At 72.5% G+C, this 16,475-nt stretch carries 9 protein-coding genes; 8 read left to right on the top strand and 1 reads right to left on the bottom strand.

All coding sequences use genetic code 11. The features are described 5' to 3' along the window. Positions 1-169: 169 nt before the first annotated feature. A complete protein-coding gene (locus AB5J87_RS16285; protein ID WP_369377419.1) occupies positions 170-2,728 on the bottom strand; it encodes a DEAD/DEAH box helicase in 2,559 nt (852 codons plus the stop codon). 79 nt (positions 2,729-2,807) lie between these two features. On the opposite strand from AB5J87_RS16285, the gene AB5J87_RS16280 reads away from it, so the two are divergent. The 8 genes from AB5J87_RS16280 (at position 2,808) to tmk (ending at position 16,311) form a co-directional block, all read left to right on the top strand. Further along, a complete protein-coding gene (locus tag AB5J87_RS16280; protein WP_369377418.1) occupies positions 2,808-3,161 on the top strand; it encodes an STAS domain-containing protein in 354 nt (117 codons plus the stop codon). Between the two features lie 86 nt (positions 3,162-3,247). After that, the gene (locus AB5J87_RS16275; protein WP_369377417.1) at positions 3,248-3,691 is read left to right on the top strand and encodes an ATP-binding protein; all 444 of its coding nucleotides are present in this window, start codon (positions 3,248-3,250) and stop codon (positions 3,689-3,691) included. A 250-nt stretch (positions 3,692-3,941) separates the two neighbouring features. Then, positions 3,942-6,335, top strand: a complete 2,394-nt coding sequence (locus AB5J87_RS16270) for a sodium-translocating pyrophosphatase (RefSeq protein WP_369377415.1) — start codon at positions 3,942-3,944, stop codon at positions 6,333-6,335. 189 nt (positions 6,336-6,524) lie between these two features. Further along, the gene (locus tag AB5J87_RS16265; RefSeq protein WP_369377414.1) at positions 6,525-7,247 is read left to right on the top strand and encodes a small secreted protein; all 723 of its coding nucleotides are present in this window, start codon (positions 6,525-6,527) and stop codon (positions 7,245-7,247) included. Positions 7,248-7,358: 111 nt separating this feature from the next. Beyond that, positions 7,359-8,882 (top strand): methyltransferase, encoded by a 1,524-nt coding sequence (locus tag AB5J87_RS16260; RefSeq protein ID WP_369377413.1) that lies wholly within the window; start codon positions 7,359-7,361, stop codon positions 8,880-8,882. Positions 8,883-9,452: 570 nt separating this feature from the next. Next, positions 9,453-9,668, top strand: a complete 216-nt coding sequence (locus AB5J87_RS16255; RefSeq protein ID WP_369377412.1) for a hypothetical protein — start codon at positions 9,453-9,455, stop codon at positions 9,666-9,668. Positions 9,669-9,916: 248 nt separating this feature from the next. Beyond that, positions 9,917-12,727 carry a type I DNA topoisomerase gene (gene topA, locus AB5J87_RS16250; protein ID WP_369377411.1) on the top strand — a complete coding sequence of 937 codons (2,811 nt, stop codon included), beginning with the start codon at positions 9,917-9,919 and terminating at the stop codon, positions 12,725-12,727. Between the two features lie 95 nt (positions 12,728-12,822). Next, a complete protein-coding gene (tmk, locus tag AB5J87_RS16245) occupies positions 12,823-16,311 on the top strand; it encodes a dTMP kinase (protein WP_369377409.1) in 3,489 nt (1,162 codons plus the stop codon). Positions 16,312-16,475 lie beyond the last annotated feature (164 nt).

The raw sequence follows: 16,475 nt of genomic DNA, 5'->3' as shown, positions 1-16,475 counted from the left end.
TCCGGGGTGGACGACGGGCCGCCCCGGCCGCGGCCTCGTTCACCTCCGCCGCCGCGCCCTAGGAGCCCTCCACACCCCGACGCCTCCGGTTCCCCCTGCCCTCCTCGCGCCCCACGCGCCCCTTCCCCGCTCGCCAGCCCTGTCAGCCCCTCTGAGGCTCGTACGGGTCCTACCGGCCGTCTTGGCCGCCCGGCGCCGGTTCAGGAGCGGAGGGAGCCGCCGTGGCCTCCGGTGGCGCAGGGGTTCCGGGGGCAGCGACGGGCGCCGGATCGGCCGGGGCCGCGCGGAGGAGCTCCGTGAGCAGCCGTACCGCGCCGCGCTTGTGCAGGGGTTCGTTGCCGTTGCCGCACTTGGGGGACTGGACGCAGGACGGGCAGCCCGCCTCGCACTCGCAGGAGGCGATGGCCTCGCGGGTCGCGGTGAGCCACTCCCGGGCGGTGTGGAAGGCGCGCTCGGCGAACCCGGCGCCGCCCGGGTGCCCGTCGTACACGAAGACCGTCGGCAGCAGGGTGTCCGGGTGGAGCGGGACGGAGACGCCGCCGATGTCCCAGCGGTCGCACGTGGCGAACAGCGGGAGCATCCCGATGGAGGCGTGCTCGGCGGCGTGCAGGGCGCCGCCGAGGATCTCCGGGTTGATCCGGGCGGCGTCCAGCTGGTCCTCGGTGACCGTCCACCACACGGCCCGGGTGCGCAGGGTGCGGGGCGGCAGGTCCAGCTTGGACTCGCCGAGGACCTCGCCGGTGATGAGTTTGCGGCGCAGGAAGGAGACGACCTGGTTGGTGACCTCGACGGAGCCGTAGCAGAGGCGGCCGGCTCCCCAGGGGACCTCGGTGTCGGTTTCGAGTACGGAGATGGAGGTGGTGTCCCGGGCGACGGTCGAATACGGCGGACTGGCTTCCTCGACGAGGGCCACCGAGCTGCCGGGGTCTTCCAGGTCCAGGTGCTTCACCAGGTACGTACGGCCCTGGTGGAGGTGGACGGCGCCGTCGTGGACGGTGGTGTGGGCGGCGGACGCGTCGACCGTGCCGAGCAGCCGTCCCGTCGACGCCTCGACGATCTGGACCGGGCGGCCCCCCTCGCCCCGGATGTCGGCGAGGTCGGCGGCCCGCTCGCGGCGGGTCCAGTGCCAGCCGGACGCCCGGCGCCGCAGCAGCTTCGCGGCCTCCAGCTGGGGCATCAGCTCCGGGCTGGCCGGGCCGAAGAGCTCCAGGTCGGCCTCGGTGAGCGGCAGCTCGGCGGCGGCGGCGCACAGGTGCGGGGCGAGGACGTACGGGTTGTCCGGGTCGAGCACGGTCGACTCGACGGGCTGCTGGAACACGGCCTCGGGGTGGTGGACGAGGTAGGTGTCCAGCGGGTCGTCCCGGGCGACCAGGACGGCCAGCGCGCCCTCGCCGGAGCGCCCGGCCCGGCCCGCCTGCTGCCACAGGGAGGCCCGGGTGCCCGGGTAGCCGGAGATGATCACGGCGTCCAGCCCCGACACGTCGATGCCGAGCTCCAGGGCGGACGTGGCGGCCAGGCCGAGGAGCTCGCCGGAGTGCAGGGCCTGTTCCAGGGCCCGGCGCTCCTCGGGGAGGTAGCCGCCCCGGTAGGCGGCGACGCGGCGGGCGAGGGCGCGGTCGACCTCGGACAGCCGCTCCTGGGCGATCACCGAGATCAGCTCGGCGCCGCGCCGGGAGCGGACGAAGGCGACCGTGCGGACGCCCTGGACGGTCAGGTCGGTCAGCAGGTCGGCGGTCTCTGCGGTGGCCGTGCGGCGGACGGGGGCGCCCTTCTCGCCGTGCAGGTCGGTGAGGGGCGGCTCCCAGAGGGCGAAGACCAGCTCGCCGCGCGGGGAGGCGTCGTCGGCGACCTCGACGACCGGCAGCCCGGTCAGCCGGCGGGCGGCCACGGACGGCTCGGCCGCCGTGGCGGAGGCGAGGAGGAAGACGGGGTTCGCGCCGTAGCGGGCGCACAGGCGGCGAAGGCGCCGCAGGACCTGGGCGACGTGGGAGCCGAAGACGCCCCGGTAGGTGTGGCACTCGTCGATGACGACATAGCGCAGGGCGCGCAGGAAGGAGGACCACTTGGGGTGGGACGGGAGTATGCCCCGGTGCAGCATGTCGGGATTGGTGAGGACGTAGTTGGCGTACTGGCGTACCCATTCGCGTTCCTCGACCGGGGTGTCGCCGTCGTAGACGGCGGGCCGGACGGCGTTGCCCAGGGGCGTGGCCAGGGCTTTGACGGAACGGCGCTGGTCGGCCGCGAGGGCCTTGGTGGGGGCCAGGTACAGCGCGGTGGCGCCGCGTCCGTTGGGGGCCTCGGAGCCGTCCAGGAGGGTGCTGAGGACGGGGGCGAGATAGGCCAGCGACTTGCCGGAGGCCGTTCCGGTGGCGATCACGACGGATTCGCCGTCCAGGGCGTGCTCGGCGGCGGTCGCCTGGTGGACCCAGGGATGCTCCACTCCGGTCCGCTGAATGGCGTTGATCACTTCTGGGCGGATGCGGTGCGGCCAGACTGCATGGCGGCCCTCACGCGGGGGCAAGTGCTCCGTATGAGTGATGCGCGCAGCCCGGTCCGCTCCCGAGGCGAGCCGGTGCAGGACCGTGCCGGGGTCGGGTCGTTCACCCGTGCCCTTGGCGGGTGTTCTGGGGCGGTGATTCCTGGCCATCGGCACCGAGTGTGTCACTGGCGTGACGGACAATGGTCCCAAGGCGTCGTGCATGGCTGCTGGTAAGTGATTGAATGCCATCGCGGCTGGCGATCCGTTCTCTGGCTCCGCCGGGGAGACTCAGGGGGCGGCCGCTCGATAGCAAGGTGCTGGAGGATCCGTGGACCTGTCCCTGTCGACTCGCAATGTGTCCGGCCCTGGTGGCGACCGTACGGTCGTCGAGGTCGGTGGCGAGATTGATGTGTATACCGCGCCCAAGCTGCGCGAGCAGTTGGTCGAGTTGGTGAACGACGGCAGCTACCACCTGGTTGTCGACATGGAGGGCGTGGACTTCCTCGACTCCACCGGCCTCGGCGTGCTCGTGGGCGGACTCAAGCGGGTCCGTGCGCACGAGGGCTCCCTGCGGCTCGTCTGCAACCAGGAGCGCATTCTGAAGATCTTCCGGATCACCGGCCTGACGAAGGTGTTCCCGATCCACGGCTCGGTCGACGAAGCCGTAGCGGCCACTGACTGACGGCTCCGGAGGAAGGACAGGGGCACCGGGCTCTTCATGGCCCGGGGCCCCTGCAAAGCACGCCCGTACGTTCGAGGGGGATCCGCATGGCCACCGTTGAACTCCGCTTCAGCGCCCAGCCCGAGCATGTCCGGACGGCCCGCCTGGTGGCAGCCGCCGTGGCACGTCGGGCCGGGGTCGACGAGGCGGTCCTCGACGAGGTCAGGCTCGCCGTCGGCGAGGCGTGCAGCCGTGCGGTGGGTCTGCACCGCGCGTACGGGATTCCCGCGCCGGTGCGCGTCGTGCTGACCGAGGAGGAGAAGTCGTTCTCCATCGAGGTCGGTGACGAGGTGCCCGGCCCGGGTTCCGCAAAGGCCGAGCCGGGCGGCCGGGGCGCGGGGCCCGAGGACGAGCCGGACGACGGCGGGGAGGACGGTATGGGCCTCGCGGTCATCAGCGGCCTCGTCGACGACGTGGAGGTCACTTCGGACGAGTCCGGTGGTGTCATCCGCATGTCCTGGCCGACCACACCGGCCACGGCGGTGCCCTGACCCGCCGCTTGATCGATTTTCGTACAGGCCCTGCTGAGCAGGGCCTTTTTCATTTTTGGAGATTATTCCCTAGATCGTTCATCGGCCGTCAATGCTTTTGCCCCATTACTGCTTTCGGGGGCCTTTCCGTGGCGCGATCATTTGCTGAGTAGCAACTGAAGGTCAATTCCGCTAACCGCGCCCTGTTTTGATCGTGTTCCGCTCCCTACAATCCGTCCACATCTTGAGCTCTGAACGTCAAGGAGGACGAATGGCGGGGCTCTTCAACCCACAAGAACTCGATCACCCCACTTCTCTCGCGGCCGCGGTGCTGACCGACGGCAACCGGTTGATCGTGATCGTCATCGCGGCGGTGGCCCTGGCGGCCCTGATCGTCGCCCAACTGCTGGTCCGCCAGGTGCTGGCGGCCGGCGAGGGCACCGACTCGATGAAGAAGATCGCGGCGGCCGTACAGGAAGGAGCGAATGCCTATCTGGCCCGGCAGTTGCGCACCCTCGGCATCTTCGCCGTAGTGGTGTTCTTCCTGCTCTTCCTGCTGCCGGCCGACAACTGGTCGCAGCGCGCGGGCCGGTCGGCCTTCTTCCTGATCGGCGCGCTCTTCTCGGCGACGACCGGATACATCGGCATGCGACTGGCCGTACGCGCGAATGTGCGTGTCGCCGCGGCGGCCCGCGAGGCGACCCCTGCGGAAGGCGAAGCCGAAAAGGACCTCACGGCGGTCTCGCACAAAGCCATGAAGATCGCTTTCCGTACGGGCGGCGTGGTCGGCATGTTCACGGTGGGCCTCGGCCTGCTGGGTGCCTCCTGCGTCGTCCTGGTCTACGCCGCCGACGCACCGAAGGTGCTGGAGGGCTTCGGCCTCGGCGCCGCGCTGATCGCCATGTTCATGCGTGTCGGCGGCGGCATCTTCACCAAGGCGGCGGACGTCGGCGCCGACCTCGTCGGCAAGGTGGAGCAGGGCATCCCCGAGGACGACCCGCGCAACGCCGCCACCATCGCCGACAATGTCGGCGACAACGTGGGCGACTGCGCGGGCATGGCGGCGGACCTCTTCGAGTCCTACGCCGTGACCCTGGTCGCCGCGCTGATCCTCGGCAAGGCCGCCTTCGGCGACCTGGGCCTCGCCTTCCCGCTGATCGTGCCGGCGATCGGCGTGGTCACCGCGATGATCGGCATCTTCGCGGTCGCCCCGCGGCGCGCCGACCGCAGCGGGATGTCCGCGATCAACCGCGGCTTCTTCATCTCCGCGGTGATCTCGCTCAGCCTGGTGGCGGTGGCGGTCTTCGCCTACCTGCCGTCCACGTACGGCGAGTTGGACGGCGTGACCGACGCCGCCATCAAGTCGCACGACGGCGACCCGCGCGTCCTGGCGCTGGTGGCCGTGGCCATCGGCATCGTGCTGGCGGCGGTCATCCAGCAGCTGACCGGGTACTTCACCGAGACCACCCGGCGCCCCGTCCGCGACATCGGCAAGTCGTCGCTCACGGGCCCCGCGACGGTCGTCCTGGCCGGCATCTCCATCGGTCTGGAGTCGGCCGTCTACACGGCCCTGCTGATCGGTCTGAGCGTCTACGGGGCCTTCCTGCTCGGCGGCACCTCGATCATGCTCGCGCTGTTCGCGGTGGCGCTGGCCGGCACCGGCCTGCTCACCACGGTCGGCGTGATCGTCGCCATGGACACCTTCGGTCCGGTCTCCGACAACGCGCAGGGCATCGCCGAGATGTCCGGCGACGTCGAGGGCGCCGGCGCCCGGGTCCTCACCGACCTGGACGCCGTCGGCAACACCACCAAGGCCATCACCAAGGGCATCGCCATCGCCACCGCGGTCCTCGCGGCGGCGGCGCTGTACGGCTCGTACCGCGACGCGATCGCCACGGCGGTCAACGACGTGGGCGCCAAGGGCAGTGAGATGACGCTCAGCATGGACATCTCGCAGCCCAACAACCTGGTCGGCCTGATGCTGGGCGCGGCCGTGGTCTTCCTCTTCTCGGGCCTGGCCATCAACGCCGTCTCCCGCTCGGCGGGCGCGGTGGTCTTCGAGGTGCGGCGGCAGTTCCGCGAGCACCCCGGGATCATGGACTACAGCGAGAAGCCGGAGTACGGCCGAGTCGTCGACATCTGCACGAAGGACGCCCTTCGGGAGCTGGCAACCCCCGGCCTGCTCGCGGTGCTGGCGCCCATCGCGGTCGGCTTCACGTTCGGCGTCGGCGCGCTCGGCTCCTACCTCGCGGGCGCGATCGGCACCGGCACCCTGATGGCCGTCTTCCTCGCCAACTCCGGTGGCGCGTGGGACAACGCCAAGAAGATGGTCGAGGACGGCAACTTCGGCGGCAAGGGCAGTGAGGCCCATGCCGCCACCGTCATCGGCGACACGGTGGGCGACCCGTTCAAGGACACCGCGGGCCCGGCCATCAACCCGCTGCTGAAGGTGATGAACCTGGTGGCGCTGCTCATCGCGCCCGCCGTGGTCAAGTTCAGCTACGGGGCGGACGCCAGCCCCGGAGTGCGCGCGCTCGTGGCGGTGCTCGCCACGGCCGTCATCGTCGGCGCGGTGTACGTCTCCAAGCGCCGCGGAGTGGCGGTGGGCGACGAGGGAAATCACGAGATGACCGCCAAGTCACCTGACCCGGCGGTCGTTTCCTAGCATCATCGGAACAAGAGCGGGCGGGCGGTGCGGACTGACGCACCGTCCGCCCGCCTTTTTTCGGCCGTGAGGCTTCTCTCCCTTGGTGCAAATGGCTGCAAAAGCCATCAGGTCCGGCGTACGACACGCGGTTGTCGCCCACTTGGCGTGTATGTTCCGGGGCCGAGAGCCTTGGAAGGGACCGATCCGGTGAACAAGAAGCTTGCGGCCGCACTGTCCGGCGGCGCGGTACTGGTGCTCGCACTGTCGGGTTGCAGCAGCGACGACTCGGACAAGAAGGTGAACGACTGGGCCAAGACCTTCTGCGACCAGGCCCAGCCGCAGATCAAGAAGATCACTGACGCCAACGCGGCCATCGAGAAGCAGACGGCGGACGAGAGCAAGCCGGCCGACGTCCAGAAGACCGACTCCGCGGCCTTCCAGCAGATCTCCGACGCGTACAAGGCGCTCGCCGACAGCCTCGACAAGGCCGGTGTCCCGCCCGTCAAGGACGGCGACAAGACCATGCAGGAGGCCGTCAAGGAGCTCAACGCCTCCTCCGTCTCCTACGCCAACCTCAAGAAGAAGGTCGACGCGCTCGACACGGGCGACCAGGCCAAGTTCGCCGACGGCCTCAAGGGCGTCGCCGACCAGCTGAACACCATCAGCAAGAGCAGCGACGACGCGCTGAAGAAGCTGGAGTCCGGCGACCTGGGCAAGGCGATGCAGAAGCAGCCCGGCTGCCAGAAGCAGAACGCCTCGGCCTCGCCCGCCGCCGGCGGCGACGCCTCCAAGGCCGCCTCCCCGTCCGGCTCCGCCTCGCAGAGCGCCAAGCCCTCCGGGTCGGCCAAGCCTTCGGACTCCGTGAAGCCCTCGGACTCGGCCAAGCCGTCCGACTCCGCCAAGCCGTCGTCCTCCGCCAGCAGCGACTGAGCGGGCGACGGCCCCGGCGGCGCGCCCGCCGACGGCCGGAACACGCGGCCCGGACCCCATGTGGGGGCCGGGCCGTCGCTGTTTGTCAGTGGCAGCCGCCACAATGGCCGGGTGAGTACGACCAGTGTTTCCGCCGACCTGCCCGACGGCCTGCCCCGGCCCGACCGCGCCGCCCGGCTCCGCGACGCCCTGCTCGCGGCCGACTTCACCGCCGACGGGCTGCTCGACCTGCTCGGCGCGCCCGCGTACGCCGCGCTGGCCCGCAGCGAGACGGTGCCCGCCCTGCGCGCCACCCGCGGGGGCGCCCCACTGGACACGCTGGTGCGGCTGTTCCTGCTCCAGCAGCCGGTGGCGTACGAGCGCGTCCGCGCGGCCCTGCCGGGCGAGGAGGCGCTGGAGGACGGCTGGCTGACCCGCTCCGGTGACGACGTGCGCGCGACCGTCGACGTCCGGCCGTACGGGGGACCGGACGGCGAGGACTGGTTCATCGTCTCCGACCTCGGCTGCGCCGTCGGCGGCGCGGGCGGCGCGAGCGGGCGCGACGAGGGCATGGTCCTCGGCGTCGGCGGCGCGTCCACCACGCTGGCCGGGCTCACCGTGCGGGGGCCCGTCGCCTCCGCCCTCGACCTCGGCACCGGTTCCGGCATCCAGGCGCTGCACGCGGCCCAGCACGCCACCCGGGTCACCGCCACCGACCTCAACCCGCGCGCGCTGTCCTTCACCCGCCTCACCCTCGCCCTGTCCGGCGCCCCCGAGGCTGAGCTGGTGGAGGGCTCGCTGTACGAGCCGGTGGGCTCCCGGACGTACGACCTGATCGTCTCCAACCCGCCCTTCGTCATCTCGCCCGGCGCCCGGCTGACCTACCGGGACGGCGGCATGGGCGGGGACGATCTGTGCCGCTCGCTCGTTCAGCAGGCGGGCGACCGGCTGAACGACGGGGGGTTCGCGCAGTTCCTCGCCAACTGGCAGCACGTGGAGGGCGAGGAGTGGCAGGAGCGGCTGCGCTCCTGGGTGCCGCGCGGCTGCGACGCCTGGATCGTGCAGCGCGAGGTCCAGGACGTCACGCAGTACGCAGAGCTGTGGCTGCGCGACGCGGGCGACCACCGCACCGACCCCGACGCGTACGCGGCGCGGTACGGGGCGTGGCTCGACGAGTTCGAGGCGCGCAAGACCAAGGCGGTCGGCTTCGGCTGGATCACCCTGTACAAGTCGGGGTCCGCGCAGCCGTCGATCACCGTGGAGGAGTGGCCCCACCCGGTCGAGCAGCCCCTGGGCGAGACCGTACGGGCGCACTTCGCCCGCCAGGAGTATCTGCGCACCCACGACGACGCGGCGCTCCTGTCCGACCGGTTCCGCCTCGCCGCCGAGGTGGTGCAGGAGCAGGTGGGGCTGCCGGGCGCCGAGGACCCGGAGCACGTGGTGCTGCGGCAGAACCGGGGCATGCGCCGGGCCACCACGGTGGACACGGTCGGCGCGGGCTTCGCGGGCGTCTGCGACGGCCAGTTGGACGCCGGGCGGATCCTGGACGCCATCGCCCAGCTGATCGGCGAGGACCCGGTGCAGCTGCGCGACCGCACCCCGGAGGCGATCCGCATGCTGGTCGGCCAGGGCTTCCTGGAGCCGGTGGAGGAGTAGCAGGCGGAGTGGAGGAGGACTGGCGGCGGGGTTCGGCGGCGGGGCGGCAGGAGGGTGGACGGCCCGTCACCGCCCCGCCCGGTGGACCGGCCCATCTCCTGGGCCCTGCCCGCCATTTGGGGTGCCCAGGTCCGGGTCCTCGCGTCGCGCGTGGCCAGTTCCGTACGGCCGCCGCCCACCGGCGCCCCGGTGCCGTGCGGCGCGCTGTCGGGGTGGACGCGTACGACAGGTGAGGTACGGCCGCTCACCCATGCGGCGGGTGCGGCCCGTAGGCCGGTGTCGGGCGGGGCTACCGCATGGCGCCAGGTCGGGGCGGAACGCGCGGTGGGCGGGGGCCGGGCGCTGCCCGCCGTGCCGCTCCCGGCCGTCTTCGAGCACGTCGGCCGCCGCCGGGCCGCGCCCGGCGCGCTGTGGCGAAGGGGAAGGGCGAGGCGGGTGGGGGAGGGGACGTGCCCCCAAGGGTAGGAATTCGGCCAACACGCCCTGCCCTCTTCCGCTGGGCCGGATGGGGGTGCGGCCGTTCACCTGGAGTTCGCCGGGGCTCCTCCCGGGGGTGCCAGGATCCGCGCCATGAACGGGATGGGTGGGGCGGAGGCCGGTCCGGCCGTGTTCGCGGGGACGGTCTTCGTCCTGTTCGGGGGCGCGCTGCTGGCCTGGACGGGGATGCGCGTACGGCACCGCGCACCGGTGGCGGACGGGGCGGCCCCGGTGCTGTCGGCCGCGCTGGCCACTTTCTTCGGCGCGGCGTTCCTGCTGGCCGGGGTGTGGTGCTTCACACGCCTGTGAGCGCCGGAGGGCCGGGCGGCGACCCGCCGCGCGGGGCGCCGCGGCACCGGTTCTCCGCTGGGACGAAACGCTTTTCAGAACGTTGTGGGACGGTCCAGGCGGCAGACTCGCCGTAAGTCGGGTTACCGTTCGAGTGGCCGCTGCGGGCTTTTGCTGTTTGACACGGGGGCGGGTTGTACCGTCACACTCCGCAGCGACCGTACAGCTCGTACGTGCCACCCGAGTGCCGACCGGAGAGAAGAGCGAAGTTGTCCCCGACCAGCGAGACCGCAAAGGGCGGCCGCCGACTCGTCATCGTCGAGTCTCCTGCCAAGGCGAAGACGATCAAGGGCTACCTCGGCCCCGGTTATGTCGTCGAGGCGAGTGTCGGGCACATCCGCGACCTCCCGAACGGCGCCGCCGAGGTGCCGGACAAGTACACCGGTGAGGTGCGCCGCCTCGGAGTGGACGTCGAGCACGACTTCCAGCCCATCTACGTCGTCAACGCCGACAAGAAGGCCCAGGTCAAGAAGCTCAAGGACCTGCTGGCCGAGTCGGACGAACTCTTCCTCGCCACCGATGAGGACCGCGAGGGCGAGGCCATCGCGTGGCACCTCCAGGAAGTCCTGAAGCCCAAGGTCCCCGTCCACCGGATGGTCTTCCACGAGATCACCAAGGACGCCATCCGGGACGCCGTCGCCAACCCGCGCGAGCTCAACCAGCGCATGGTCGACGCCCAGGAGACCCGGCGCATCCTCGACCGCCTCTACGGCTACGAGGTCTCGCCGGTGCTGTGGAAGAAGGTCATGCCGAAGCTGTCGGCGGGCCGCGTCCAGTCGGTGGCGACCCGGCTCGTGGTGGAGCGGGAACGCGAGCGCATCGCTTTTCGTTCTGCTGAGTACTGGGACCTGACCGGGACGTTCTCCACCGGCCGGGCGGGCGACGCCTCCGACCCGTCCTCGCTGGTGGCACGGCTGGCCACGGTCGACGGCCGCCGAGTGGCGCAGGGCCGCGACTTCGGTCCCGACGGACAACTCAAGAGCGACGTGCTCCACCTCGACGAGGCGAACGCCAGAGCCCTGGCCGCCGCCCTCGCCGACTCGTCCTTCGCCGTGCGCTCGGTCGAGTCCAAGCCGTACCGCCGCTCGCCGTACGCCCCGTTCCGTACGACGACGCTCCAGCAGGAGGCGTCCCGCAAGCTGGGCTTCGGGGCCAAGGCCACCATGCAGGTCGCCCAGAAGCTGTACGAGAACGGCTTCATCACCTATATGCGTACGGACTCCACGACGCTCTCCGACACCGCGGTGTCGGCGGCCCGTGCGCAGGTGACGCAGCTGTACGGCGCGGACTACCTGCCGGAGAAGCCGCGTACGTACGCGGGCAAGGTCAAGAACGCGCAGGAGGCGCACGAGGCGATCCGTCCGTCGGGTGATCGTTTCCGCACTCCGGCCGAGACGGGTCTGACCGGCGACCAGTTCCGCCTGTACGAGCTGATCTGGAAGCGGACGGTCGCCTCCCAGATGAAGGACGCCGTCGGGAACTCGGTGACCGTGCGGATCGCGGGCCGGGCGAGCGACGGGCGGGACGCCGAGTTCACCGCGTCCGGCAAGACGATCACCTTCCACGGCTTCATGAAGGCGTACGTCGAGGGCGCGGACGACCCGAACGCGGAGCTGGACGACCGCGAGCGGCGCCTGCCGCAGGTCGCCGAGGGCGACGCGCTGTCGGCCGAGGAGATCACCGCGGACGGCCACGCGACCAAGCCGCCGGCCCGCTACACCGAGGCTTCGCTGGTCAAGGAGCTGGAAGAGCGCGAGATCGGCCGCCCGTCGACGTACGCGTCGATCATCGGCACGATCCTGGACCGCGGCTATGTCTTCAAGAAGGGCACGGCGCTCGTCCCGTCGTTCCTGAGCTTCGCCGTGGTCAACCTGCTGGAGAAGCACTTCGGCCGGCTCGTCGACTACGACTTCACCGCGCGCATGGAGGACGACCTCGACCGCATCGCGCGCGGCGAGGCCCAGTCGGTGCCGTGGCTGAAGCGTTTCTACTTCGGCGAGGGCGAGGCGGGCGCCGGTGCGGCCTCCGACGCGGGCAACGGCGACGGCGACCACCTCGGCGGTCTGAAGGAGCTGGTCACGGACCTCGGCGCGATCGACGCGCGCGAGATCTCCTCGTTCCCGGTGGGCAGCGGAATCGTGCTCCGGGTCGGCCGCTACGGGCCGTACATCGAGCGCGGCGAGAAGGATGCGGAGGGCCACCAGCGCGCCGACGTGCCGGAGGACCTGGCGCCCGACGAGCTGACGATCGAGCTGGCGGAGGAGCTGCTGGCGAAGCCGAGCGGCGACTTCGAGCTGGGCACGGACCCGGTGAGCGGCAACCAGATCGTGGCGAAGGACGGCCGGTACGGGCCGTATGTGACCGAGATCCTGCCCGAGGGCACGCCCAAGACCGGCAAGAACGCGGTGAAGCCGCGCACGGCGTCGCTGTTCAAGTCGATGGCGCTGGACACGGTGACGCTCGCGGACGCGCTGAAGCTGATGTCGCTGCCGCGTGTGGTGGGCGCCGACGCCGAGGGCGTGGAGATCACCGCGCAGAACGGCCGGTACGGGCCGTATCTGAAGAAGGGCACCGACTCCCGTTCGCTGGAGACCGAGGACCAGCTGTTCTCCATCACGCTGGAGGAGGCGCTGGCGATCTACGCGCAGCCGAAGGCGCGCGGCCGGGCCGCGGCCAAGCCGCCGCTGAAGGAGCTCGGCACGGACCCGGTGAGCGAGAAGCCGGTGGTCGTGAAGGACGGGCGCTTCGGTCCGTACGTCACGGACGGCGAGACCAACGCGACCCTGCGGACCGGCGACAGCGTGGAGGACATCACGCCGGAGCGCGGCTACGAGCTGCTCGCGGAGAAGCGCGCCAAGGGGCCCGCCAAGAAGACGGCGAAGAAGGCGGCGGCCAAGAAGGCGCCCGCCAAGAAGACCGCGGCGAAGAAGACCGCCGCCAAGAAGACGGCGGCCACCGCGAAGAAGGCGCCTGCCAAGAAGACGGCAGCGGCGGCCAAGAAGGCCGCCCCGGCGGAGTAGACGGAGCGGGACGTGTGTCGTACGGGCGGGGTGATCCCCGCCCGTATGTTCGGGCGGGCCCCCGGGGATCGTGGCGCTCCGGATAGGCTGGGCGGATGACGCGAGCCGAGCATCCCCAGAGCTCCGAAGGCGGGACCCCCACGGTCGGGAGCCCCATCTCCGACGCCCTTGCCGCCGACTCACGCGAGCGCGCCGTCAGGGCCCTGTTGCGCATCCCGCCGTTGCGACGGTTGTGGAGTGCGCAGTTCGTCGGCGGTGTCGGCGACGCCCTGGGGGTCCTGGTACTCCTGCTGCTGGCGCTGCAGGCGGCGGTCTCCGAGGACGCGTTCGGCGGCGGCTACCGGGGTGCGGCGTTCGCCGTGGCCGCGGTGCTCGGCGCCCGGGTCGTGGCGACCGTGCTGTTCGGGGCGGTGCTGCTCGGGCCCGTCGCCGCGCTGACCGCGACCGACGGTCCGCTGGACCGGCGCTGGACCATGATCGGCGCCGACGGAGTACGGGCGGCGCTGCTGATCGTCGCGCCCCTGTGGATCGACTGGACTCCCGGCAACGCGCTGACCCTGCTGCTCGTGACCGCCTTCGTGGCCGGTGTCGGCGAGCGCCTGTGGACGGTGTGCAAGGAGAGCGCGGCACCCGCGCTGCTGCCCGCGCCGCCGCTGGAGGGCGCCGCCGTGCGCCCGCTGCCGGACCATCTGGACGCGCTGCGCAGGCTCTCGCTGCGCACGACGTTCGCCGCCGGGCCCGCCGCTGCCGCCGCCCTGCTGTTGGCCGCGCTGGTCAGCAAGGCCCTGGGCAAGGGCATCGACTGGTTCTCGCTGCACCAGGCGGCGCTCGGCTCCTATGTGGCGGCCGGTCTGTTCGCCGCGTCCGTCTCCGTCCTGGCGATGCTGGAGCTGCCGGACGCCCAGACCCCGCGCGCCCGCTCCCCGCTGGAGGGCCTGCGCCGCCCGTCGACGGCCGGCGGCCCCGACAAGGGGCGTACGGGCGCGGTCCCGCTGCTGGTGCTGGCCTGCGGCGCGGTCGCGGGGGCGATCGCCTCGGCGGCGGCCGTCGCCGTACTGCACGCGGCGGACCTCGGCGGCGGCCCGGCCGGATTCGCGCTGCTGGTCCTCGCGCTGGTCGGCGGCGTGGGCGTGGGCATCCGCACCGCGCCGAAGGTGCTGCCGGTCCTCTCGCGGCGGCGGCTGCTCGCCCTGGCCCTCGCGATCACCGGGGTGGCGCTGCTCGCGATGGGGCTGGTGTCGGACACGGCGACGGTCCTGTTCATCGCGCTGCTCGCGGGCGTGGCCGCCGGTGTGGCCGCCAACAGCGGGCACACGCTGATCGACCAGGAGACCGAGGAGTACCGCCGGCCCCGCACCACCGACCACCTCCAGGCGGTCGTACGGGTGGCGATCGGCCTCGGCGCGATCGTGGCCCCGCTGCTCGCCGCCGCCATCGGCCCGCACCGGCTCGCCGGTGACGGCTTCGTCTTCGCGCACGGCGGCGCCGGGTTCACGCTGATGCTGGTGGGCGCGCTGCTGCTGCCCGTGGCGGCCGTGGTGCTGGCCAAGACCGACGACCGCCAGGGCGTGCCGCTGCGGCGCGATCTGCTGGACGCGGTGCGCGGCGCCGACCCGGTGCAGGCCCCGGCCGCGACCGGCTTCTTCATCGCCCTGGAGGGCGGCGACGGGGCGGGCAAGTCCACCCAGGCGCAGGCGCTGGCCGAGTGGATCAGGGCCAAGGGCCATGAGGTGGTGGTGACCCGTGAGCCGGGCGCGACCCCGGTCGGCAAGCGGCTGCGCTCGATCCTGCTCGACGTCTCCAGCGCCGGACTCTCCAACCGCGCCGAGGCGCTGCTGTACGCGGCGGACCGCGCCGAGCACATCGACTCGCTGGTCCGCCCCGCCCTGGAGCGCGGCGCGATCGTCATCTCGGACCGCTACATCGACTCCTCGGTCGCCTACCAGGGCGCCGGGCGCGATCTGTCGCCGACCGAGATCGCCCGCATCAACCGCTGGGCGACCGACGGTCTCGTACCGCATCTGACGGTGCTGCTCGACGTGTCGCCGGAGACCGCCCGCGAGCGGTTCACGGAGGCGCCGGACCGGCTGGAGTCGGAGCCGCCCGAGTTCCACGCGCGCGTACGCGCGGGGTTCCTCACCCTCGCCGCCGCCGACCCGGCCCGCTATCTGGTGGTGGACGCGGGCCAGGAGGCCGAGGCCGTCACCACGGTCGTACGCCACCGGCTCGACCAGGTGCTGCCGCTCTCCGAGGCCGAGGTGAAGGCCCAGGAGGAGGCGCGCAGGGCGGCCGAGGAGGAGGCCCGGCGCAAGGCCGAGGAAGAGGCGGCGCGCAAGGCCGAGGAGGAGCGCCTGGAGCGTGAGCGCCAGGAACAGCTCGCCAAGCTGCGCGCCGAGGAGGAGGAGCGCAAGCGGCGCGAGCTGGAGGAGGCGCGCCGCCGCGAGGAGGAGCGCCAGGCGGAGGAGGCCCGGCTGCGGGCCGAGGAGGCCAGGCGGCTCGCCGAGGAGGAGCGCGCCAAGCGCGAGGCGGAGGCCAAGGCCGCCGCCGCCGAGCAGGAGCGGCTGCGCAAGCTCGCGGAGGAGCAGGCCAGGCTGCGCGCCGAGGCCGAGGAGCGCCGTCTGGAGAAGCAGCGCAAGGCCGAGGAGGCGCTGCTGCGGGCGGAGGAGGCGCGGCGGCTCGCGGAGGCCGCGGCTGCTGCCGCGGCGGCCACGGCGAGTACCGCTGTCGTGTCTCCGTCCGCGGGGACCGGGGCCGGGGCTTCGACCGCTTCGGGTGCTTCGGCGTCCGACAACCCGGCTTCCGGGACTGCCGGGGCCTCCGGGGCCTCCGGCGAGGGTGCGCGGGCTGCCGAAACTGCGACTACGCGCGCGAAGCGGAAGCCCGCGCCGGAGTCGGACTCCGAGGTGACGGTTCCCACTCCGGTGGTGAACCCCAACGAGGTCACCCAGGAGGTCCGGGTGCCGGGCGCGAAGGCGGCCGAGCGGGGCGCTGCTGGACAGGGCGGTTCCGGGGCGGAGGCTTCCGGCAAGGGCGCCGCTGCCGGTGCTGCCGGGTCGGGCGCGCGTGCTGAGGAGGCGCGTGGTGCGGGCGCGGGCGCTTCGGAGGCAGGGGCTTCGGGCGCGCGTGCTTCGGGCGCGAGCGCTTCGGACGTGACCGAGACCACGGTTCTGCCGCAGATCCCGGCCGACGCGGACGAGACGACCGTGCTTCCGGCCGTGCGGGACGTGGACGAGACGGCTGTGCTGCCGCCCGTACGGCCCGCGCGCGACGGGGCCGGGACGAGCGCCGCGCAGCTGCCGGTGCGGGACGCGGACCGCTTCCCGCCGGGGATCTTCCGCGACGAGGAGACCGGGCACCCGGAGCGGGCGAACGAGCGGACGCGCGAGCTGCCGCAGGTCGACCCCGCCGCGCTGCGGCCCGGGGCCGAGCCCTCGCCCGAGCCGGACGACGCGCGGGGCCGCAGGCCGCGGCGGCGTTCGGACTGGGCCGAGGAGACTCCGCTGGACGATCTGCCGACGCTCGCCGACGAGCTGCTGGGCCCGCACGCCGACGAGGACGAGGACCGGCGGGGCCGCCGCCGCTGAGGGGTTGCTCGGCTGTGGGGGTGGCGGCGCCGGCTGAGGGGTGGCCGTGCTCGGTCGGGCACTGCGGCTCGGGTGCCCGGCCGGTCGCCGGGCACCGGCCGTCCGTTGGACCCGGGTCACGGGCTTTGGACCGTCCGTTGGACTGCTGCACCGCGAACCGAGGG

It is taken from the genome of Streptomyces sp. cg36 (assembly GCF_041080675.1).
GTDB lineage: Bacteria > Actinomycetota > Actinomycetes > Streptomycetales > Streptomycetaceae > Streptomyces.
This window is presented reverse-complemented; position numbering and strand designations above follow the sequence as displayed.